The 21,544-nt window shown below is 34.4% G+C and carries 27 protein-coding genes and 1 pseudogene; 4 read left to right on the plus strand and 24 right to left on the minus strand.

Going from position 1 to position 21,544, the window contains the following annotated elements:
• Window positions 1–68 precede the first annotated feature (68 nt).
• Window positions 69–677 carry a spore germination lipoprotein GerD gene (gene gerD / locus AC6BKE_RS00665; RefSeq protein ID WP_036129059.1) on the plus strand — a complete coding sequence of 203 codons (609 nt, stop codon included), beginning with the start codon at window positions 69–71 and terminating at the stop codon, window positions 675–677.
• A 54-nt stretch (window positions 678–731) separates the two neighbouring features.
• Here gerD and salA read toward each other — a convergent pair whose 3' ends face one another.
• The 5 genes and pseudogenes from salA to AC6BKE_RS00690 form a co-directional block, all read right to left on the minus strand.
• Window positions 732–1,787: an iron-sulfur carrier protein/transcriptional regulator SalA gene (gene salA / locus AC6BKE_RS00670; protein WP_499855474.1), complete on the minus strand. Its 1,056-nt coding sequence runs from the start codon at window positions 1,785–1,787 to the stop codon at window positions 732–734.
• 72 nt (window positions 1,788–1,859) lie between these two features.
• Window positions 1,860–2,573 carry an N-acetylmuramoyl-L-alanine amidase gene (locus tag AC6BKE_RS00675; RefSeq protein WP_036129063.1) on the minus strand — a complete coding sequence of 238 codons (714 nt, stop codon included), beginning with the start codon at window positions 2,571–2,573 and terminating at the stop codon, window positions 1,860–1,862.
• Between the two features lie 131 nt (window positions 2,574–2,704).
• Window positions 2,705–3,529, minus strand: a pseudogene (locus tag AC6BKE_RS00680) (DUF4822 domain-containing protein); the annotation flags it as partial.
• Window positions 3,530–4,057: 528 nt separating this feature from the next.
• Window positions 4,058–4,126, minus strand: coding sequence for a 30S ribosomal protein S9 (gene rpsI, locus AC6BKE_RS00685; RefSeq protein ID WP_499855923.1), 69 nt, complete (start codon window positions 4,124–4,126; stop codon window positions 4,058–4,060).
• Between the two features lie 581 nt (window positions 4,127–4,707).
• A complete protein-coding gene (locus AC6BKE_RS00690; protein ID WP_499855475.1) occupies window positions 4,708–5,301 on the minus strand; it encodes an N-acetylmuramoyl-L-alanine amidase family protein in 594 nt (197 codons plus the stop codon).
• Between the two features lie 93 nt (window positions 5,302–5,394).
• On the opposite strand from AC6BKE_RS00690, the gene AC6BKE_RS00695 reads away from it, so the two are divergent.
• Both AC6BKE_RS00695 and AC6BKE_RS00700 read left to right on the plus strand, forming a co-directional pair.
• Window positions 5,395–5,859, plus strand: coding sequence for a hypothetical protein (locus AC6BKE_RS00695; protein ID WP_499855477.1), 465 nt, complete (start codon window positions 5,395–5,397; stop codon window positions 5,857–5,859).
• A gap of 414 nt (window positions 5,860–6,273) precedes the next feature.
• On the plus strand, window positions 6,274–6,999 hold the full coding sequence (locus tag AC6BKE_RS00700; RefSeq protein ID WP_499855479.1) for a hypothetical protein: 726 nt from the start codon (window positions 6,274–6,276) through the stop codon (window positions 6,997–6,999).
• A 90-nt stretch (window positions 7,000–7,089) separates the two neighbouring features.
• Here the strand turns inward: AC6BKE_RS00700 and AC6BKE_RS00705 are convergent, their stop codons facing one another.
• From AC6BKE_RS00705 to AC6BKE_RS00760, 12 genes are all read right to left on the minus strand, one after another.
• Entirely contained in the window at window positions 7,090–9,213 is a 2,124-nt protein-coding gene (locus AC6BKE_RS00705; protein ID WP_499855481.1) for a M56 family metallopeptidase, read from the minus strand.
• Complete coding sequence (locus AC6BKE_RS00710) at window positions 9,210–9,596, minus strand: BlaI/MecI/CopY family transcriptional regulator (RefSeq protein ID WP_499855483.1); 387 nt, start codon at window positions 9,594–9,596, stop codon at window positions 9,210–9,212. Before AC6BKE_RS00710 ends, AC6BKE_RS00705 begins: the two co-directional genes overlap by 4 nt.
• Before the next feature lie 224 nt (window positions 9,597–9,820).
• Complete coding sequence (locus AC6BKE_RS00715; protein ID WP_499855485.1) at window positions 9,821–9,961, minus strand: hypothetical protein; 141 nt, start codon at window positions 9,959–9,961, stop codon at window positions 9,821–9,823.
• A 144-nt stretch (window positions 9,962–10,105) separates the two neighbouring features.
• Window positions 10,106–10,435 (minus strand): helix-turn-helix domain-containing protein, encoded by a 330-nt coding sequence (locus AC6BKE_RS00720; protein ID WP_499855487.1) that lies wholly within the window; start codon window positions 10,433–10,435, stop codon window positions 10,106–10,108.
• Between the two features lie 213 nt (window positions 10,436–10,648).
• Complete coding sequence (locus AC6BKE_RS00725) at window positions 10,649–10,912, minus strand: hypothetical protein (RefSeq protein ID WP_499855488.1); 264 nt, start codon at window positions 10,910–10,912, stop codon at window positions 10,649–10,651.
• A 90-nt stretch (window positions 10,913–11,002) separates the two neighbouring features.
• Complete coding sequence (locus AC6BKE_RS00730) at window positions 11,003–12,478, minus strand: VWA domain-containing protein (protein ID WP_499855489.1); 1,476 nt, start codon at window positions 12,476–12,478, stop codon at window positions 11,003–11,005.
• A gap of 78 nt (window positions 12,479–12,556) precedes the next feature.
• On the minus strand, window positions 12,557–12,994 hold the full coding sequence (locus AC6BKE_RS00735; RefSeq protein ID WP_499855490.1) for a hypothetical protein: 438 nt from the start codon (window positions 12,992–12,994) through the stop codon (window positions 12,557–12,559).
• Window positions 12,995–13,034: 40 nt separating this feature from the next.
• On the minus strand, window positions 13,035–14,165 hold the full coding sequence (locus tag AC6BKE_RS00740; RefSeq protein WP_499855491.1) for an AAA family ATPase: 1,131 nt from the start codon (window positions 14,163–14,165) through the stop codon (window positions 13,035–13,037).
• A gap of 101 nt (window positions 14,166–14,266) precedes the next feature.
• Window positions 14,267–14,713, minus strand: a complete 447-nt coding sequence (locus tag AC6BKE_RS00745) for an ArsC/Spx/MgsR family protein (protein ID WP_499855493.1) — start codon at window positions 14,711–14,713, stop codon at window positions 14,267–14,269.
• A 49-nt stretch (window positions 14,714–14,762) separates the two neighbouring features.
• Window positions 14,763–15,665, minus strand: coding sequence for a DUF6744 family protein (locus AC6BKE_RS00750; protein ID WP_499855494.1), 903 nt, complete (start codon window positions 15,663–15,665; stop codon window positions 14,763–14,765).
• A gap of 97 nt (window positions 15,666–15,762) precedes the next feature.
• Window positions 15,763–16,170 (minus strand): hypothetical protein, encoded by a 408-nt coding sequence (locus AC6BKE_RS00755; protein ID WP_499855495.1) that lies wholly within the window; start codon window positions 16,168–16,170, stop codon window positions 15,763–15,765.
• 34 nt (window positions 16,171–16,204) lie between these two features.
• On the minus strand, window positions 16,205–16,645 hold the full coding sequence (locus AC6BKE_RS00760; RefSeq protein ID WP_499855496.1) for a DUF4258 domain-containing protein: 441 nt from the start codon (window positions 16,643–16,645) through the stop codon (window positions 16,205–16,207).
• Window positions 16,646–17,177: 532 nt separating this feature from the next.
• Between AC6BKE_RS00760 and AC6BKE_RS00765 the strand changes: the two genes are divergently transcribed.
• Window positions 17,178–17,348 (plus strand): YvrJ family protein, encoded by a 171-nt coding sequence (locus tag AC6BKE_RS00765; protein ID WP_499855497.1) that lies wholly within the window; start codon window positions 17,178–17,180, stop codon window positions 17,346–17,348.
• Between the two features lie 86 nt (window positions 17,349–17,434).
• Here AC6BKE_RS00765 and AC6BKE_RS00770 read toward each other — a convergent pair whose 3' ends face one another.
• The 7 genes from AC6BKE_RS00770 to AC6BKE_RS00800 all read right to left on the minus strand — a co-directional run bounded on the left by AC6BKE_RS00770 (window position 17,435) and on the right by AC6BKE_RS00800 (window position 21,533).
• Complete coding sequence (locus tag AC6BKE_RS00770) at window positions 17,435–17,707, minus strand: stage V sporulation protein S (protein WP_499855498.1); 273 nt, start codon at window positions 17,705–17,707, stop codon at window positions 17,435–17,437.
• Between the two features lie 241 nt (window positions 17,708–17,948).
• Complete coding sequence (locus AC6BKE_RS00775) at window positions 17,949–18,269, minus strand: hypothetical protein (RefSeq protein ID WP_499855499.1); 321 nt, start codon at window positions 18,267–18,269, stop codon at window positions 17,949–17,951.
• Window positions 18,270–18,341: 72 nt separating this feature from the next.
• Entirely contained in the window at window positions 18,342–19,001 is a 660-nt protein-coding gene (locus AC6BKE_RS00780; protein ID WP_499855500.1) for a hypothetical protein, read from the minus strand.
• 108 nt (window positions 19,002–19,109) lie between these two features.
• Window positions 19,110–19,646, minus strand: a complete 537-nt coding sequence (locus AC6BKE_RS00785) for a hypothetical protein (protein WP_499855501.1) — start codon at window positions 19,644–19,646, stop codon at window positions 19,110–19,112.
• Window positions 19,647–19,685: 39 nt separating this feature from the next.
• Window positions 19,686–20,156 carry a hypothetical protein gene (locus tag AC6BKE_RS00790; RefSeq protein WP_499855503.1) on the minus strand — a complete coding sequence of 157 codons (471 nt, stop codon included), beginning with the start codon at window positions 20,154–20,156 and terminating at the stop codon, window positions 19,686–19,688.
• Between the two features lies 1 nt (window position 20,157).
• On the minus strand, window positions 20,158–20,460 hold the full coding sequence (locus tag AC6BKE_RS00795) for a hypothetical protein (RefSeq protein ID WP_499855505.1): 303 nt from the start codon (window positions 20,458–20,460) through the stop codon (window positions 20,158–20,160).
• A 50-nt stretch (window positions 20,461–20,510) separates the two neighbouring features.
• Window positions 20,511–21,533: a sigma-70 family RNA polymerase sigma factor gene (locus AC6BKE_RS00800; protein WP_499855507.1), complete on the minus strand. Its 1,023-nt coding sequence runs from the start codon at window positions 21,531–21,533 to the stop codon at window positions 20,511–20,513.
• Between the last annotated feature and the right edge of the window lie 11 nt (window positions 21,534–21,544).

The following is a 21,544-nucleotide window of genomic DNA, read 5'->3' on the forward strand; positions in this document are numbered from 1 at the left end:
ATACATAAAGTCCCGAGAAATGTGAACAATAATTGAAAGAGTCTATCTAGAGAAAGGACTGATTGTCGATGCGAAAATTCACCTTATTATTGATTCTAATGCTTTTTCTTTCTGCCTGTTCACAAGATAAAACCTCTACCATGTCCTATGATGAAATAAAAAAAATCATGATTGACTCTTTGCAAACAGAGGATGGTAAAAAGGCATTGCGACAGCTTTTGGAGGAGCCAAGTTTCCGTGAGCTTTTGATTTTAGAGCATGATGAAGTGAAAAAGGCTACTGAGGAAACATTACTTTCCAAGGAAGCAGAAGACTTTTGGAAGAAAACCTTTGAAGATCCAAAATTTAAAGAAACTGTTGCAAAAAGCATGCAAAAACAGCAACAGGATATTATGAAGGACTTAATAAAAGATCCGACTTTCCAAAAGGATATGGAGGCCTTTTTTGGGCAACCCGATATGCAAAAGCAGCTAGAGACCATCCTAAAATCATCCAATATGCGCAAGCAAATGGAGCAAGTGGTAAAGGAAACGATCGAAAGCCCTTTAATGCAATCTAAATGGCAGGAACTTATTAAAAAGAGTGGCGAAACGGGTTCATCAGGAAGTGGCGATAAGAAAGAAGCTAGTGGTGAAAGTGATGGCGGATCGGATAAGGAGCAAAAAAGTACTGAGTAACCATAGCAATTTAAAAACGGATTTCCCCATAAAAGGTGGAAATCCGTTTTTTATTTATTTACTTAATTTATCAATGATTTTCGTCGCGATGTCTAAATAAATTTGTCCTGTCGTATGTTTCTCAGCATAAACAGACGGAGCAAAATCTTCTTCTGTCCAATCGGGTTGACCAAGCGGAATCTGCCCAAGCAGCTCTGTACGTAATTCATCAGCTAGCTTAGGTCCGCCTCCTTGTCCAAAGACAAATTCTCGATCACCTGATTTAGATTCAAACCAAGCCATATTTTCGATAACACCTAAAATTTCATGGTCTGTTTGAAGAGCCATTGCTCCTGCACGAGCTGCAACAAATGCTGCTGTCGGATGCGGTGTTGTGACAACAATTTCTTTTGATGATGGTAGCATTTGATGGATATCTAATGCTACGTCACCTGTGCCTGGAGGTAAATCTAATAGTAGATAGTCTAGCTCTCCCCATTCAACATCACGGAAAAACTGATCTAATACTTTACCTAGCATTGGACCACGCCATACAATCGGTGCGTTGTTTTCCACAAAGAAGCCCATTGAAATCATTTTTACACCCAAGCGATCTACTGGGAAAATACGATTGTCAACTACTTTAGGCATATCCGTCACACCCATCATATCGGGCACACTAAAGCCATAAATATCGGCGTCGATTAATCCGACCTTCTTTCCTAGACGAGCTAAAGCAACAGCTAAGTTAACTGATACTGTAGATTTACCTACTCCCCCTTTACCAGAAGCAATTGAAATCACTTGTACTGTGCTTAGTGGAGATAAAATATCTTGTGCTTCTGACTCTGTTGCAGTGCCACGGAAGCTTTGTAATTTTTCTGTTGATAGTTCTTCAAAACGAATGCCAACCGTATTTGCACCCGCTTCTTTCAACACCTCAACAACCTTCATTTGTAGCTGTAGCTGTTCAGGTGTATTTAATTTAGCGATCGCAATTTTTACACTAACATGTTTTTTTTCTTCTTTTATTGCTACGTTTGTAATACCATCTGTTTCTGCAAGCGATTTATGTAAAAATGGATCTTGTAGTTGTCCTAGTATTTCTCGTACTTGTTGTTCAGTAATCACGACGAACACTCCCCTTATATTGTCTCAATGTTAGTATATCATACTGATATGGTTTACGTTGTAGATGTTGCTCTACTCAATCTTAGCTAATAAATACTCTTCTATACCTTCAACTATGGCATCTGCCATTTTTTCCTGGTAGTTCTTATCGATTAATAATGCTCGTTCTTCATCATTACTGATAAAACCAGTCTCTACTAATGCTGCAGGGACTTCTACTTTCTTCAGTAAATAAATTTGCTTAATAGACAAAGCTTCTCGGTCTGTATTTTTTAGATTAGTGCGAATGGATTGTTGAATACTCTTGGCAAGAATTTCGCCATCGGCATGTCCTTCCTTATGATAAAACACCTGTGCACCACGCCATTTTGTTTCGGGTATAGCATTTGCATGAATTGTAATAAATACATCAGGCTTTTCTTTTTCAACGATATCCTTTCTTAAGAAAATATCCTGCTTTTTCCGCTCTCTTAAAGTTCCATATTTTTCTGACGGCGCATGCTCATCAATCACATCCCCATTTTTTGTTCGCGTCATTACGACTGTTGCGCCTTTTTTCTTTAATTTCTTCTCCACATGCTGAGCAATTGCAAGTGTAATTTCCTTTTCAATTACTTCGCCCTTTGAAGCTCCTCCGTCCTCACCACCATGCCCTGCATCAATGACAATTTTGATGCCACCAAGTGGGTCTGGTAAGAAGAAGTTACGGTCCGAAGCATTTGTTTCATATGCCACGACCACTATACTCATAAGCATAATTACTCCTAGTGCAAGCCAGCGCTTCACCCATATCCACCACCCTTTTACATTTAGTGTACGAAATTAGTAGATGAACTATGCCAGAAAGTAAAAAAAACTCCCAAGTAATAAACTTAGGAGTTTTGATTTTCTTCTATAATAAAGGAGGAAGTATCATTTTATTGCATTGTAAATACAGGGTTTAATTCACCTTTATAAGGTTCATGCTCAACAAATACAGTTATATCATTACCGTCTTTGTCTTTACCTGTACGTTTATACGTAAATTTCTTCTCATTGATTTCAGTAATTTCAAGAGCAACGCCATACTTATTATCACCAATTGAAACATGAGCTCTTATTTTATTGCCATGAATGACATTAAAATAACCATAGTCGCCACGACTCTCACCTGTTTCAGGGTTGAAGAACTCATATTTATTTGTATTTGCGTCATATTTTGCAATGCTGATAAAATTTGAATTAAACTCTGTTAAATCATTACCTGCTTCATCTAATACAACAGTTCCGTGCCATAATGTGTCAGCTAAAATCTTATCTCCGTCAACGTCTGTAACAATATTACCTGTTGAAGCATTCAGCGTTTTATTTGAATCGGTAAATGCCAGTTCATTTTCTTTATATGGAATATGCTCAACGAACACTTCTACCTCATTGCCAGCAGCATCTTTGCCCATTCTTTTATAAGTAAAGATACTATCGTTTAGCTCTGTAATTTCTACAATAGCTTGATAATTCTTGGATTCAGAAATTAAAATTCTTTGTGTCCCATCATTTGTGATAAAGAACGTCCCTTTATCATCACGGCTTTCACCAGTAGCAGCGTCAAAGAATTCATAATGACCTGCCTCAGCATCATATTTTGCTAAGCCAATAAAGTTAGAATTCTCCGCAGTTAAATCATTGTTGTCTTTATCATATACTTTTGTGCCTTGCCAATTCGTACTACTTAATATATTGGCCATTTCTTCACCCTTCGTTAATTGCTCCTTTGCTTGGTCCTTCGTTGGAGCAGCACTTTCTGTTTTTATTTCCTCACTATTGCCTTTCTCAGGCTCCTTATCTTGACATGCTGCAAGTAGTGCCATTGCCGCAACTGATACTATCAATAATTTTTTCATACCTACTTACCTCCATTGTTACATTCTATTTTTGAGTTACGCCAAACCCATAATGACAAATTTCAAGAAAATGCATGGTTTGTAGTACCTTCAAGAACTATATTAAAGTGGAATGTTAAACTCCCTCTAAATAATTTCTTAAAAAAACATAAACTTATGCGAAAATATTTTTAATATATCTTAAATCTGTGCGGAAATAGTAATGATTATGTAAAAAGGGACAGCTACATACTGGTTCACACTAGTCATTGGCAGTGTTACATCGCATCTAGAATTTGCAATCATCAGCTTTATAAGAAATAAGAGTAAGCAATCTTTAGTCTAATGACTAAATAACAAAAAAGACTCTTTCCACAAAAGTAGAAAGAGTCTTTGTATAGAACGCTGATATTAACGTTTTGAGAACTGAGGTGCACGACGAGCGCCGCGTAGACCTGGTTTTTTACGTTCTTTCGTTATTTAGATATACAGGCTCATATATACTTCTACAAAAAGTCGAAACAGGGATTTTTCCTAAGTAATTCAAAGGTTTTCGTTATACAACCTTCTATAAATTTATATATTTTTTTTAGTCAAAACACATTCATTTGACTAATTACATTCATTTTACATTCACTAATACCAATTACATTCACTTCGTTTGTCGGTTATTTATTGTTCTAAAGCACGCTTATATATTAATGAAGCTTTACGATTTATGTTAACGCTTCTTCTTGGCTGATGAAGATAAATTAACAAGTACAATGTGATTAGCCAGCCCTTGCTTTTAATAATTCCAGAAGGTTTTATACGTTTGTATAATTTGTCATTGAAAAAAATAGGGTTATCGTTTATCTTAATAGTAAGTTCACAAATGTGAAATTATGTATATGCTCATTACCTCATTACGAGTTAAAAAAGTTTATCAGAAAAACACCTTGATTGATATGCTACATATGAATTTTCAAAAAAAATATATGATCTCTAAGGTTTTATCAAACAAAGGTGTTTTTAGATGATTGTGTATTTACATAAGAACGTAATAAAGTTTTAAAATTCTTTTACTTGCCGAAGTGTTCTCTTACTCCATTTAGAACTCCTGCTGCAAAATCTAATGAAGCTTCATAGAAGGGATAATCTAAATCAGCCATAGCAGTAGGGTTACTAATAAATTCCACTTCAATTAATGCTCTTGGATATGTGTAAGTACTTTGCGATGGATAGCGTAGTACTCCCAGTGATCCAACGGCTGCTTGGGTATCGGTTTTTATCCCTCTATCATTTGTACCAAGATAACTAACAACATTAGATTGTAGAGCTTGTGCAAAACTGGAATCACCTGAACGAGTGGCAGCATAAAGTGTTTCTGTTCCTTTGGCTGTAGATACGCCTGAGTTCCAATGAATACTAATAAATGCATCTACACCTTTATCTCGACCATATTCCCATCGATCATTTACTTCTACTTTTTTATCTGTGGTTCTAGTCATATAAACCGTTGCACCATCATTTTCTAGATAACTTGCAACAGATTTAGCAAATGTTAAAGCGAAATCTTTCTCTTTAATTGTTGCTCCATTGTAAGTTGCTGTTGCTCCTACGTCAGTACCGCCATGACCTGGGTCTACACAAATTTTGAGTCCTTTGAGTCGCATGTAATCTCCTCCAATTTTCTATTTGATTGTGAATTGACCAATCATAATAATAAAGTGGAGTATATAAAGAAAAATCAACTAGGAGGGTGAAAATTGAAGAAAATATATTTTTTAATTTTTATTTTGGTTTTAAGCGCATGTTCAGGGCGAGAGGGTGAGGTTGAAAAAAAGAACAATAGTACGTTGGTAGATCAATTTACAGTTAATATGTATCATCCAACTGAATCGCAAACGATTGATGAATTGCAATTTACGGTAAGTGGAATAATTGGACCTTTGAATAAGTTAAAGGATACGAAGTTTTTTTACCAAATAGACGATGGGCATGGTTACCTAAGTGAAGGTGAAATACATATCAATGATAACGGTGAATTTTCGGAAAACGTAACAATTATAAATCCCACTAATCCTCAAGGAACATTCATAATTTATAAAGATATGGATGGCGACGGGAAATTTAATGTGGAAGTTGATAAACGTATAATGAATGGTTATGATATTAAATTTGCAAAGGAAATTGAAGTACCACTATCCAATCTTGCACCTCATGATAAATAGACTACGTTTATTCAGAGCAAGACAAGGTTTTCGTTAACCATTAACCCTGATTCTTGGGATTAATTTAAAAGACTGCCGAGGGTGAAATCCATGGCAGTCTTTTTCTGTTATTGGAATCCTCTTGTTTAATTGTCATCATCTACATGATTTGTTCCTTGTCTTCGGTTGATTACTGGTACAAGGCAACTAGAGAAATTAACAAATACAATGTAATCGCAAGTTTCCATAAAAACGCCTCATTTGAAGAAACAAAAAATAGCAGAAGAGTTTACTAACCATCTCTATCTATCTCTTTATTATATGTAGGTTATTTTATATTAACATGCATGGTTTAGTATCAAAATCAAATGTAAAACGTGAATCATGTATATAGAAATAAGATAATTTGCAAAATAAAAAAAGGGAGAGATAAGAATGACGATTATGAGCCGTAACCACGAGGAAAATGTACGTTTAATGAAAGTACCTGTAGGAGAAGTTGAAAAGGGTGAAACTGCTTCTGAAAAGATTATGCCGCTTGCTGCTTGTGTAGCTAATCACACTAATTTTATTAACGGAGTAGTTACCTATGGTGGTAATTCATATACCATTAAAGACCTTGCAAAATGGGTGGCATATCAAACTTATAAAGCTCCAAAATACGGAATTCTTCCACCTGCATTTATACTTGTTCATTGGGGAATTGAACTAGGTTGGAGCGTTTCCGACTTCCAAGCACGGTGGAATCCAGGGAACCAAAGAGCTCTATGTGGTTATAGCGGAACAACTCAGAATACTCCAACCACAACAAAATTTAACGGACCTAATAACGGAGTGAAGGCTTACGCTCAACTTCTTATTGAGGGATACCCACATATCCAGTTTGCGTACTCTGATGGAGGGTTCGACGATGATGGATTAAATGCAGCTGCAACAGCTTTGTACAATGGATATTATTCTAATTATAGCTGGGGATCTGTAGACTATTGCTCATCTACATCTTATACTCTAAAAAATGAAGCAGGTAAGCGACCTTGGACAACTACTGGCGGATACGAAGGATTCTACAATACAATTGTCAATCGCGATTGTATTTATGCATTTAAAGATCGAGTATTTGATGACCCAAATTTGCCAGGCATGACAAATCTTTATTCTTAAAATACGAAATCCATTATTTTTTCATAATTACCAAAAGCCCTTGTTCGAATGACAAGGGCTTTTCCGTATTATTTATATAAACGTGAGGAGTTAACGTTTACTACTCACCAGTTCCCTTTCAATAAAGATACTCTTTACTACACCATTCTCCATATCAAAGTTAATGTAATAAGCATTGTCAGTAGAACGCTGGATAATATAATTGTCGGAAACCGAAAAGTCTGGATATGCTTTTTTTACTTCTTCCTCTGTGCTACCAATTTTAATTCCTCTAGGTGTGCTTCCCGAAAACGGATTTATGGCTCCGACAGCCCAGATAGGTTCAAGGGAAACTTGAATTCCTTGTTTTTTATAAATCCATTCCGGATCTCCAATTCCGTGAACTGTGGTCTTTTGACTTGGTTCACCATATTTCTCAACCAACTTCTTACTCGAATCCCCTATCTGTATGTCACCAATTTTCATGTCAGCAAGCGTTAAAGGTTTCTGGTGGTACGGACCTGGGTTAACGCCTCGATTGCTTAATTCAATAGAGCGTATGGTATTCGACTGTAGTTCAAATTTCAACGTTGGGTAATATTGATTGGAGGATTCTGGACTTTTATCTTTGCCGTTTACCCAAACGGTTCTTACTCCTTCTTTCTCCGTATCTCCATTTATATCCTGATATACATCTATAATATCTTGCAGAGAATCACCGATACCAAGTCCAGTATTTGTCTTCATATCTGAATTCCCTTCAATTATCATACGAACTACTCCTCCAGCCGGAACGTCTGGTGTTTCTTGATAGAAAAATAAAGTTGTTTCATACTTGGAATAGTACCACGAATTTTCACCCTTATCAGGATTCTTTTCTACCTTGTCCGGTGTTTGTAAAATGCCGAAAACCGTTTGTTTATTATCTCCTAAATGAACATCTCCAATCGTTGCTGTTTCCTTTGTTAATAAGCCTGGAATACCATCTTCCGCATCTTTAACTAAGTGTATGTTTTTATCTTCAAATTCTATAGCTTCAACTTCCGACTGTGATTGACTTGCATCATTTTCGTTCTTCTCTCCATTAGAACCTTGTACTATGTTCGTACAAGCAGATAATATCGCAATTGTTCCAACCAGTAGCAAAACAGTACAAAGAGGTATAATGCCTTTTCGCTTCTTTTTCGGATGCAATATATTTGTAAACCTTAGTTTCATGTCACGCTTACCTCCTGAAAAATGGGTCGTTAAAGCAGCATAACCGTTGCCTGTATTTTGCATCGCAGACAACATAGCTTCACAGTATTTTATTCGGTATGCCAATCCCTGTTCCCGCACAACCATATCATCACAAGAAATCTCAATTTCACGACTGGCTTCCCGTACCATGATCCATACCAAAGGATTAAACCAGTGAATGGCTTTTATTAAGATAAGCAATAATTTATATATCATGTCATGCCTTTTGTAATGAACAAGTTCATGCTTTAAAATGAATTCCAATTCTTCACCCGAATAGTTTTCGTGAGGTATCAATAGTAATGGCTTTTTAAATCCGATCAGCATTGGATTTGGAGCAATCTCACTCGTCAACACTGTTAAAGAAGCCTTAATGTTCATTTCTGTCATTATATTTGCAACCACAGATTTGACATACTCGCTTTTTATGGAGCTGCTCCAACGCAAAGCTCGTTTTCTGAACAAATAGTAACCAATAAGGTGATATAGCATAACTAAAACTGCGCCGCTGCACCAAATCAAGGTAACAACTTCCACCATCGAAAGCTTATGTTCTTTGGTTTGATTTATCATATGGTTGATTTCATAATCTACAGGGGGATTTACCACTTGATTTATTTCTTCATCGGCTTGCTGCCCAGATGCAAATACAGGCGGGCTGGCAGAATGCGGCGTGTTCGCTCGTTCATTTACACTGTTTTCCTGTTGATTTTCATTCTTTACTATTTCAGTATCTACCTGTTTAACAGGGGCTGCATTCGGCCATATATGTTCGGTTGTTACGTTTTCGGGTACTTGAATCGTTATAAAGCTGTTCTCAAATGAAAAATTAAAAGGCAACAACAAACGTATTGCTAGAATCAGCCATATCCAATACTTCCATTTTGCTAAATAATGTTTGCTTAACATAGGAGAGAATATTAACAAGCCTGCTATAATTAAGCTTACGGATAAGGAAATAAGTAGATAGTCCATAAAATAATCTGTGAGTATCATGGTTCTTTCCCTTCTACTTCATCGAGCATTTCCCGAAGTTCTGCAAGGTCATTTTTATTAATGGCCTTGCCATTGTATAAGGACATCACCATATTTTGAATGGAGTTATCAAACAGTTTAACAAGTGTGGATCTACCTTCACTTTCCTTGTAATCTGCTTCGGAAATTACTGCACTGTATCGGTTACTTCGTCCTTCTTTTTTGCATTGTAGAAAACCTTTATCCACAAGCCTTGATAATACCGTCATTAAAGTAGGTAATACCCAACCCCTTTTATTCTTTAACTGTTCTAAAATATATGAAGAACTCACTTGCCCTTCTGATTTCCAAACAATAAGCATTATTTCCAATTCTGCATCAGGTAATCGTTTTAATTCTTCCACGTCATGCACCTCCCTTTTACACAAATGTATAACCATATTTATATTATACATTTGTGTAAGTAAAAAGCAAGTGTATTTTAAGTATTCTTTATGATGATGTGTACGTGTATTTATAAACGCATTTCGTAGCCAGTACGCTTGTTGAAAAAAATGAAATACCAACCTGCCGCTATGTATCATCAAAGCAACTAAGGATTCCAAATACCCCACTGTTATCTATTCTTTCAATCTGATGCTTTTTCCTCCTGAATTCTTTTCAGTGTTTCGTATTCCCATTCAAGATATTCATTCCATTCATCTAAAATTTTTCTTTTTCTTTCTCGATCAATTTCTTCTCTAGTTTTGAATTGAATAACTTTGCCCATATTATAACCCCATTCCCACTGTATCATTTTCTATAATGTACCAAATAATGCATTTCCCAACAAGCATTTGCTTATTTAAGTTGTTCTCACTATTAATTTTAGAAATGAAAACCCCTTGCCTTAATAGGCAAAGGGTTAATATTATCAAAGGGTTATAGCAAGTTCATCGTTAGCAGCTTGCAGTTCAATCATAGCTTTTGCAATATCTTTTGTATTTAAATCCAATGTTCGAAAGAGGTTATCATAAGTAGTTGTAGGAAGGCTGTCATACCCTCCCTCAACACGATAAATAGTTTCTGGATCAACATTCGCTAACTTTGCTAATTGCTCCTGAGAATATCCTTTTTCTAACCTTCTTGAAAAGATTATCTTGGCATATATTGGAGCTAACCCTTCTCTGGTTTCTTTAAGTTCTGGAAACTTCTCGTTAATAATAGAAGACGTCATATTCAGTAAGTTTCTAGCTTTTTTCAATTCAACCATCCCCTTTACAAATAATTTTGTGGATTTTGACGTACTTTCAAATACATTTGATACGTCATATCCCTCATATCATCTGTTTCATCATACGGCGGTTTTCTGGTCTTGATAAAACACTTTACAAAAATATAATTGGACTGACCCTCATATACATAAGGGAAAAACAGAAATCGAATATGTTGATTGCCATTTAATGCGTATCTTAATTCATAAATTGGAGCCGTCCTTAAAGGCTTTATCAGTGTATAAGATTTTGTTCTTTTTCTGTCCATCTATTGTTATTGTCATTGTTGTTTTATTATTCGTTAACTTATCTATTGGCTGAGTACTCAAAAGATTAAATGCATGGTCTAAGAATAACAAATGCATTTTAGCTTCCCAATCCGTTTCAGACTGTTGTGCCAATGCTTCAATAAAATCACCTACACTATCTACACCATGTTCATCTTTTATTATGAGTATCTTATGCATATTCAATTCCATTTGTTTCTTCCATTATATCATAGACCGCTTGATTTTATACAAATCCAAGCGATCTATGATTTTTCCTTTCATTAGTATTTAGATCTCAAATGCTTCGAAACTTTTTTCATCTACAAAATCCTTAATATTCACTATTTTATCAGAAAAAAGCTCTACACTGCTTGTACTTTCTGATCTTTGAGAAATAACCAACGAAAGCACATTAAAATCTTTTTCAACCTTCACTAAATTAAATACGTCTAAAAATTCTTGTGATACCTGTGCTTCTCCATCTGTAATGAAAACAATATCGGCTTGTTTAAAACGACTTTTATTTATAATCTCTAATGACTTTGAAAGAGGTTGATAAAAGTTAGTACCACCACGCATGAAATTGTTGGCTAATTCAATCATATCTTGAATAGCTATTTTTCCTCGTATATATTCTGTTACATTTCCAACTTGTGAGGAAAAAGGAATAAAACAAAAATCTCTCTTCTGCTTTTTCGCAATCATCATAAGAGCAAGTACAAAACCTTTAGATTGTGTCTCTAATCCTTTCATACTGCTGGATTCATCGAGACAACAAATAATCGGTCCTTTACCAAGTTCCTCCTTACCTCTTTGATCGTACTGCATAGTTTGACCTTCAACATACCTTCTTAGAAAATCCAGTTTTGTTAGTCGGTGAGTATACATCGCTAATTCAGAAGGAAGTAATTGTTCAATGTTATCACCGAGCCTTACGCCATTACGATCAGCAGCTTTATCGTGTTTTGACTTTTGCTTTTTACGAGCAATCGCCTTGAAGCGTCCAGCCCATTCCGCAACTTCCTTTAACTTTTTATTATTAGAAAGCAATTCAGCTAATTGAAGTTTCTCTTTCAAGGGCACTTTTTTTAATTGCGGATCGCCTTTACCAGCAGAGCTACCTAAAAGATCATTAACCTTATCAGTGGTATCTTTAGCATCAGACATAGCCTGTTGCATGGCTTGTTGAAATCCATCTCCCCCGTTTGAGGATTGCAGTGAGTTTTGAATTTCTTTATTCAAATCAGACATGGCTTGCTGCATTTGCTCATTTAAATTACCCTGCGAATCACCCTGGTCGTTTTTTTCGTTTGATATATCTTTCTTATTCTGCTTTTGCTGCTCCTGTATTTGTTGAATCTGCTCTAATAATTCTTTGAACCGTTCATTCGCTTCTTTTTGCTGTAATATCCAATCGTATGTTTTTTCACCAAAGTTCTTAGTTGCAATCCCAGAAGCTAATTCATCCAACATAGTGTATGAACGATACTCTTGAAATTTCTCATCACTCATAATCCGCTCCATAAACGTTTTATTTGTTTGAAGTTCTTGCGATACTTCATCTTTTAATTCAGGTTTTGTTTTATATAAGCTAGCCCAAATATCATTAAGTAATGGTTCGAAAGTATACAACTCTTTTTTAGCAGTATTACTTATTTTTTTTAGTCCTTTTGACATTTCTAACAATGATTCAAAACGTCTTTTATCAAAGTTATCAGTATTCAAAATAGAGTAATCTCTATATTTACTTAATTGTTTCGTCATAATGGAAACCCTCTCTTTCAGTCATATTATTAAAAAAGAAGAAATATCGAACGAATCCGATATTTCTTCATCTATCAACTATTTCTTCTTATGACACACATATAAATTAGCATAGCGTTCAAATTCGGTTAAATACATGAATACATTAGCTTGCTCATAATTCGAATACAATACATTATTATGAACTGAATCCCAATAAGCAAATGCATAACTCTTGTCACCTACTATATGACCATTGTCTGAAGGATGATTTTCAAAAGAAATCATCTCTTTTGAATATGCACAAGCTACATTAAAATTTTTTCTAAGCTCCAGCAATACACCTATAAACGATTCAAAGGTATGCACTGGAATATCAATATTTAAATTTATATCATACTCGTGATCCCTTACTTCAAGGTCTTCATCAGCGTTTAAAAAGACAGTTTGTTTAAATATTGTAGAAACGTAACAAACCTCTTTTATTGTATTACTTTTAGTAACTTCTGTTATTAAGTTCACGTTTTTAAAAATCATTTTAATAAGCCCCTTTTTCTTTTGAATTTTTACGAATAGCTTAAAAATCAAGAACACTGTTAACTACTTTCTTTTGAATCTCAACAATTTTTAGCTTAATCGTTTCAATAACAGCTATTTTTTCTGGATTCTTCGCTTCTAACTGTTGAATATCATTCATAATAACTTTTAATTTCTGCGTTACTTCTAACTGAGTTTCAGTTGATTTATCATCTTGTATCAACTTTTCGAGTTCCTTTGCATCCGCATGATATTCCTCTAATTGTCTAATAACAGAATCTTGTGCAAATTTGCGGACAATTTTAGAAGTCATCTCTTTTTGTAAAGGTTCTTCCCAAAGAGCGTTTTCCAAGAAAACAATATCATCTACAGCTACTACTTGACGTTGTTCAAGAAATGCCTTTGCCTGTAATACGGAAATGCTTTGCTTGAATCTACGGTCAGAAGGACGAATACCCTCATTTTTCAACTCCATCCGAATTTCAACTAATTTCTTATAGACTTCTTCCGGAACTGAAATCATATTTGCGTAAAATTGAAGGTCTGTTAATTCACCTATTGTTATTGTTGGTATTTGTTGATTCTGGCCATTTCCTTTAAGCATAGAAATGAAGTTTTGATCGTCACCGATATAATCAATTTCAAAGCGAAGCAAAAAGCGGTCAAATAATGCTTCTAGCCCTTCACCTTCCTCTGGATACTCATTAGAAGAACCAACGATACTAATTAAAGGCGTATTGACAATACCACCGTTATTGTAAAAAACACGCTCATTAATTAGTGTCAATAAACTATTCAGTATTGCACTATTGGATTTGAAAATTTCATCTAAAAAAGCCAAATGTGCTTCTGGTAGCTTTTTAGTGGTATTTCTTTTATAAACGCCCTGTTCTAAATCTTTCAAAGATAATGGTCCGAACAATTCTTCCGGCGTGCTGAATCGAGTAAGCAACCACTGGAAATAGGACATACCTTCAACAATTTTCGATAATTCTGAGGCTAATGCACTTTTTGCAGTGCCAGGAGAACCAATGAACAATACATGCTGACGTGATAGCAGCGCGATAAGAATCGCATCAATTTCTTTCTCACGTTCAAAGAATTTAGTGTTTAGAGCTGTTCGTATATCCATCATTTTTTGAAATGTAGTTGCTGCTGTTGTAATAGTCATTTTTCCAAAACCTCTTTCATTTTTTATTTTTAAACAGAAAAAGATCATTTCACCTTCTATATGAAATGACCTCAATTTATTACGCTCGGATTCAATTTTTATTAAACCGCTTCTGAAACAGAAGGGCAGTCAATTAATTTCTTTGAACTCAATAAAGCTTTTTCAAATAATTGCTTCTTATGTGTTCTGTTGAGAAGCACCCCTAAGTCTTCGCCATTAGTTCCAACTAACATAGTGCTTTCTCCTACTACTATTGGACTTTTCATTAAAGATGGATAGAGGTGTAACAATTCAAACAATTGGGTAATTGTTAGATCCTCAAAGTTAAATCCACTTTCAACTAGCTCTTTATACAATTTTCCTCTTGTCGCAAGAATTTCATCAACACCCTCTGTTGTATTTCTTAAAATTTGATACAATTCTTCTTTTTTTAGTGGAGTAGATGATGTTAAATTCCTTTCAACATGATCAATATTATTTTCTTTAACATACTCCCTAATCTTACGATAGGATTTATCCACTCTTGTATAAAAAATTGTTTTTACCATGCAAACGCACACCCTTCATTTTTATATTTTTAAAAAGATAATACCTTCTTCAATTATCCAATTCAGAAATCAGTCTTCTAACTTCTAATCGAAGTAAATTAATTTTATTCTCAAGCACATCTGCTTGATCGGCTACAATCCCCTTATAGTTTTTGTAGTCCTCAACAGCTGCTTTAGCTTCATCTATAATTTCCTTAACTTGCGACTTTTTTAAGTTTTCGCTGGATTTACATTGAAATATAATACTCTCTAAGTGCTCATTTAGCTTATGAGTGACCATTTGTTTATTATCAAATGTATCTACAACAGGAATTTTAAAGCCTTCGCTATTTTCTAATGAACCCGTAAAAGTAACTAGTTTATTTAGCTGTCCTGTATGTGAATTAGGAATAAAATAGATCCCGCCGTTAGGACGCACTGGCACAGGTGCCAACGATTGAAGAATCTTATTTACCATTACTCGCACTTGTTGAGCAGAATAATGATCCTTATAGACAGTGAAACGATTTTCAATATCTTTACACATATCTAATGTTTGTTCACTTGTGGTAACAAACGAGACATTATCATTTGTCTTTTCCAGTGTAATCACAGCCGCTTCGCTATTATAATCAAGCCTCTTACCATTTTGATCCACTGTTTCAACAACGATGTTCCGCTGAACAGTTTCGTTATCAGCAAAAACCTCTCGAATAATATAATTCTCGTAGATGTTAGCCTTGTCTGTTAATTTGCGAGTTTCAACTTCTTTTGTTGCGCGTCTAAAGGCATCTACTGAACGAATTTTGTTAGGCATCCAGCTTTCTTCCAACCCAGATTGAACTAACTTTTGTTGTAGCTCTGTAGCATCCACAAGCTGTTTTCCTACGCTGTACCACATCAAATGACCAAGAATATCACTTTGATTAATGTTTTGGACAGCCGTCATATTTTGAACAGATTTAATAGTCATAAAAACCATCCTCTCATATCATTTTTTTAAAAATAAAAAACGCATCGCCATTAACAGAACTGTTAAAAGAAACGCGTTTTATAGAAACCGTAATAATTCACATTTTAATAAGCTCGTTAAAATCCATTTCAACTGCAATAGGATCTTTACTTTTTAAAGCTTTTTGAATTTCATATCGAACAAGATCGTTTGTATAAACCGATAAGTTCATATCATCGAATTCGGCACCACATATACAGCAATTGTTAACTGGGTAGTTCATTACTTTAATTACATGTTCTTTCCCAGCTATGATGTGGTGACATTCCTTAAACTTTTTCAGACTGACAACCGTTTGCTCATTACAATAGTGACAAACCATGTTTTTAATTGATCCAGAATTGTACTCATTGATCGCTTGGGAAACTAAATTATCAATAGATATTGAATACAAACTTGCTTTTAATTTAGCTACTGTTTTTTCTCGTTCACTCATCTTTGCAACTAAGAATTTTTGGTTAGACATAACTTGTCATCCTTCCCTACCTATTTTAATTTTGTTAGACTGCTTCAAAATTACAGAAGCATACTCTACCATTAAAAGTGTTATTCCATTTCCAATAATGTGTCTTGGGATCATAAGCAGTAACAGCTACCCATAAGTTTTCACTGACAATATCGAAAACAATATGTAACGGTCTGTACTCTTTGCCTACGTACCCTAATATAACCACAGAAACACTCTTGGAAGTTTTATTTCGCTCAATAACCCATCCATAGTTCAGAACTTCTTTGACATTACAATCTGAAATCGAACGTTCTAAGGAGCGTTTTGTAAAATGCTTATCAAATCTAATAGCTCCTTTCCCCTCTTCCATGACATTTAAAAAGTCATCTAATTCTTGCTGACCGAGGGCTGCGAACTTCGACTGCAATTCCTCATACTTTTCACGCTTTCTTTTACACTCTTTTTCATTTTTACAATGATGTTTTTCAAACATAGCTCTCGCCTTGTATGCTTATATAAATAGAGGGATAGCCCCCTGTATAAAAAGCATACAGAGGACCTTCCCTCCTTTTTTTTATTATTTATCAAAAAAAAGCCGATTCCACCTTGAAAATCAAGGAACAATCGACTTTGAGTTATTCAATGCAAACTTATAAAAAGCACAAATGCATGAATCATAAAAACTAATAGTTACTATGCTGGCGCAATTTGATGACGAAAATCGTCCACCTAGAGCACCATATAGAAGGTGAGTAGGTTAGTAAAACTTGTGCCGAATCTTTCTTGAAACAAGAATTTGACGACTTTCGCGAAAAGCGACCTAAAGATAAAGGATATACTTAGATTATAACAAAACGTGTATTTAAGTTCAACAAAATGTGTAATATTTGCATTTTAAATAGCCAATTAATCCGTTTAGGTTATTAATATTCTTTCAACTTTTTTTAAAAAATACATTGTGAGTTGCTATTTCCCCCTCCAAGTACTCTTTATTAAATAAGAAGTGTAAACAAGGAGGGAATTACATGATAGAAGGCTTTGATTGGTTAAATGCCATTGGCAATGTAGGTTTTCCAATAATCATAACACTGTATTTGTTTTTGCGATTTGAAAAGAAAATTGAAGATATCAAAGATAGCATTGATAATTTAACAGATGTGATCAAAGATAGAGAGAAAGAGAAGAATAGAATATAGACAGTCAATAGATTTAAACTACTTCATTTAAACAATAAAAAAAGAAAACAGCAACTTTTTTTCAACAGTTGCTGTATGCCTAAAAATTAACGTTTACGTTTTTCGACAATCAATTTTAGAGCTGTTCGTTCATCACCTGATATTGTAATATCCACAAATGCGGGTGAGCAAACCAAATCATCTCCGCTTGGAGCTACAAATCCACGAGCAATTGCTATCGCCTTTACAGCTTGGTTCAACGCACCTGCTCCTACCGCTTGCATTTCTGCATTCCCTTGCTCCCTAATTACAGCCACAAGTGCACCTGCAACTGAGTTTGGATTACTACGTGAAGATATTTTTAATGCTTCTGCTTTCATTGTTATATTCCTCCTAATGTTAATTTTTATATTAAGTGATTCAGCAATTATAGATCGCTAAATACTTCACTTAAAAATTGATCTTAAATGCTATGTCATAAATAAAATACTATTTTACATACTCATTTTGAGTATGTTTTTTTATTATATTAACAAATTGTGTATATTTAGGCAAGAAAAAACCTCATTTAACTAGAACTGACTATTGCCGCAAACATACCTAATCAAACGATATACCCCTCTAACTATCAGTTCGCTTCCCCTGCTCCTTACAAACTTCACCTGAAAATTCGTCAACAATATCATTAGAATAATTTAGCATTATTACTTGAAGGCTCTCTAAATCACTATGAATTTTTCCAATGTATTGAAAGACGGTTGCGAATAACAAGTATTCAGGATTATTCTCTTCCGTTTGTTTTTCAATTATTGATAGAATTTGTTCCATTATGTTTAATTCATCTTGTACCACTAACATATTTTGGACGATCTCTATTAAAGAGGAACTAACACCATCTACACAAGAACAAGAGCTATTTTGTTGTGTTAAATCATTTTGCATACTTCTTTCTCCCTTCGTTTGTTTTGTGTAAACATTTATATTTGATGTTGCTAATTCTTGTAATGCTCTAAATTAACTTTTGGAACATTTATAAGTTTCGTTCCATTCTTTTTCTATTGCTTTTAGTTCCAGGTCTTTATTTCTCTCCACCTGTTCTTTATCCTTTTCAATGCTTGCCTCTAAAAGACTAATAATAAAATCAGCTCTTTTAACTGCAAGCTTTTTCATACTCTCATCGATCTGCTTGCTATTTTTAGCGATTGTATAGATATGGTCTATTTCTGCATTGTGCTCATTCAAAGCATCTTTTAAGTTCAGATGCTGATTTTCTTCTTCATCATTAAAATAGGCTGCTTCAATCTCACAAAGTATCTTATCTGTAGAACTATATTTATAAGTGGTAATATTTTTAAATTCATTAATAACTTCTAGTTTTTTCATTATTGGTAAGCACTTGTTTGAATGATGTTTAGCAAAAGAGTATAAAACTAACGAAACCAAAAGAAATATCAACATTATACCCAATGGTATCATTGAAAAAAGAGTAAAGTTATTAAAATCATTAAAAAAGAAAAGTTTACCGCTACCAAAAAAAACTGATAGCAAATCTATTCCAAAAGCTCCCATAAGAAACAGACCTGACATTACAAAAGAAAATTTCACAATCACTTCGAAATTGCCTTCTTGAAATGCATAGATTGAATAAATTGTCTTTTTAGTTTTCCATTTCATCAAAATGACCTCTTTCTTTTTTATTCACAGATTTGAAAATTCTATGATAATCTTCTTCAACTAAATAAAGGGTATAGTATGGAAGGGAATAGGTGTAATATGAAACCCTTATTCGATTGAATTGTCCTCCCATATTGCTTGTTCTGCTTTTTTTAGATCCACCATTACAATTACTGAACTTATTTTTTGAGAACGTGCTTTCTCACATATATCTTTTAAAGCGACAACTAATGAATTATCCGAATCTAAAAGGTCTTTTGGTAATGAATAAGCATTAGGACTTATAAGACTACTGTAAATACCGCACGTATTTTTTCTTGGGCGTCTTGCCATCTTCATTAAAAACTCTTGCAATAAATTAATTGTTAACGGAGGCAACAATTGGGGTTGCTCCTTCAAAAGTTGTTTTAAAATGATTCGCCCAATCACTTTTTCTTTATCCCAAAATCCTTGTAAAACAACCTCCCTATCCCCAATAAGCTCTTTTTGTACAGTACCATCCTCTGGATTCTCATTATTATTTATATCTTGCTTATCAAAACAGAAAAAACACAATCTATCTTTAGCCCATCTATTCATTCCTAGCTCATTCATTCCTTCAATACAGAAGCGGTTGCAAACTTTACAACGATAGTTCATTTCCATCTAAATAGCTCCTTTAATTCGGCTTATTTGATAAATCCCTTAACCTTCTATTTTTTTATTAATTTCTTTGGGAAGTCCTTGCCCTAATCCAACCTTTCTACCAGTGTTATAAGTCACGTTACCAATGGTATAAGTTTTTTGTTTGCGCCTAAGTAATTTCTCAATAAAGATAAGCACAACACTTATTACTACATATATTAAAATCAAATACGCGGTAAACAGGTTGTTCCCCGCAAATGAGAAACTTACTAATAAAACAAAACTTAAGATTAATAAAAATCCTTCAATAGAATTTCTGAACATACGGATCGGATAAGTGAAGTTAAATAATGATCCGATTGCAATCATTTGTGCCAAAAAGATACAGAACCAAATTTGTTCAATAGCTGCTTTTTTTGTTCCTTTGCTAATTTCAATTGCAAACATATAGATTCCGTCAACGCTCAAACGAAGCATAATCAGTATTACAACCCACATATTAAACTTCCTTAAATAACTTAAAACTACCATGTTACACATCCCCCTTCTTAGTCCTACCGTGCAATAAATAGTTATAACAAATCCTTGATAAAAAACTACCGATTGCTAAAGAAAACCACGCTAACATGACCAAATAAACTATTATACATATGCTACGAACATAATCGTTCTCAGCCTGATTAACAATCCACTGATAGACATCTGGATACGCAATAGTAATTAAATTTAAGATTCCCGTTAAGGAAAAATCGGCAATTGCTACACTTACCACTAAAAGTAAAAGAGGCATAGTAAGTAATATTAATTTATTTATAAAGCTCATCCCTTTCTTCATTGTTTACTTCCATTAACCATGTCCCCCTGTTTTTCCATCGAAGCCCCTGATTAATGCTTTACAACACTGATTGCTAAATCATATTTTTCGGAGTCTTGTAAAACATCATTTAAAAGCTTAAAAATATTTTGAAGTGAATCTACAGAGGTATTCTCTACTGATATTGAAATGTTGTTAAAAGCAATTTTATTTACTGAGTTAGCAAAAGACATTTTATTTCCACTGGTGTTATTACTAAGGACGATTGATTCCTCTTTCTCTTTATCCGCAACATTTTGGCTACTAAGCTCTTTTCTTACTTTATTTAGATAAGTTTGGATAGTTGTTTTTTTGCCCCCTAACACGTCTAGTAGATCAGAAGCTGATATATTTGGATTGTCCAAATATAAATGTTTTACTTTTTCGTAAATAGTTTTCCTTGGAACTAATTCAGCTTTGTTTTGTACTTCCATAACCGGCTCCCGCTCCTTCTTGATTATTTTTTTATTTAAAGTCTCTTTGGAAATAGGCTTATTTTCTTCAGGCATTAAGATGTGACGAATTGTAAGAAGTGCTTTTTTTGTAAGACGAGAAACATAAGATTGAGTAACGTTCCATTTATCAGCAAGCTCTTTTTGAGGAACTGAATCATCCTTTAAAAGATTCAATATAAATTCATACTCTCTTTCTGATAGCAGTTCCTTACCTTTTTCTTTAACGACTCGTATGAGTTCGGAATTCTCACATTGTTTTTCTATATCTACAGATTCATCAAAAGCAAAATCTAACACCGTCACCCCCTTGTCTCCATTTGTATCTTCAAAAGCAGGGGCGTCCAACGAGCCTAGACTATCCCACTTTTTAGATCTTCTAAGTTCCATAAGAATTTCATTATGCATACACCTAGTAGCATAAGTCGCAAACTTCCATCCCTGTGATGTATCGAAAGTATTGAAAGCCTTTAGCATACCAAGATTGCCAAGAGCCACAAGATCGTCCGTAGGGAGATTGTTTCTTTCATAGGTTTTTGCTACATAGAAAGGAAGCTTACTATTCTTTTCGAAAAAACTGGTTTCTAATATCCTCTTTGACAAACGCGTTCTCT

It is taken from the genome of Lysinibacillus sp. COL-1, assembly GCF_059814265.1.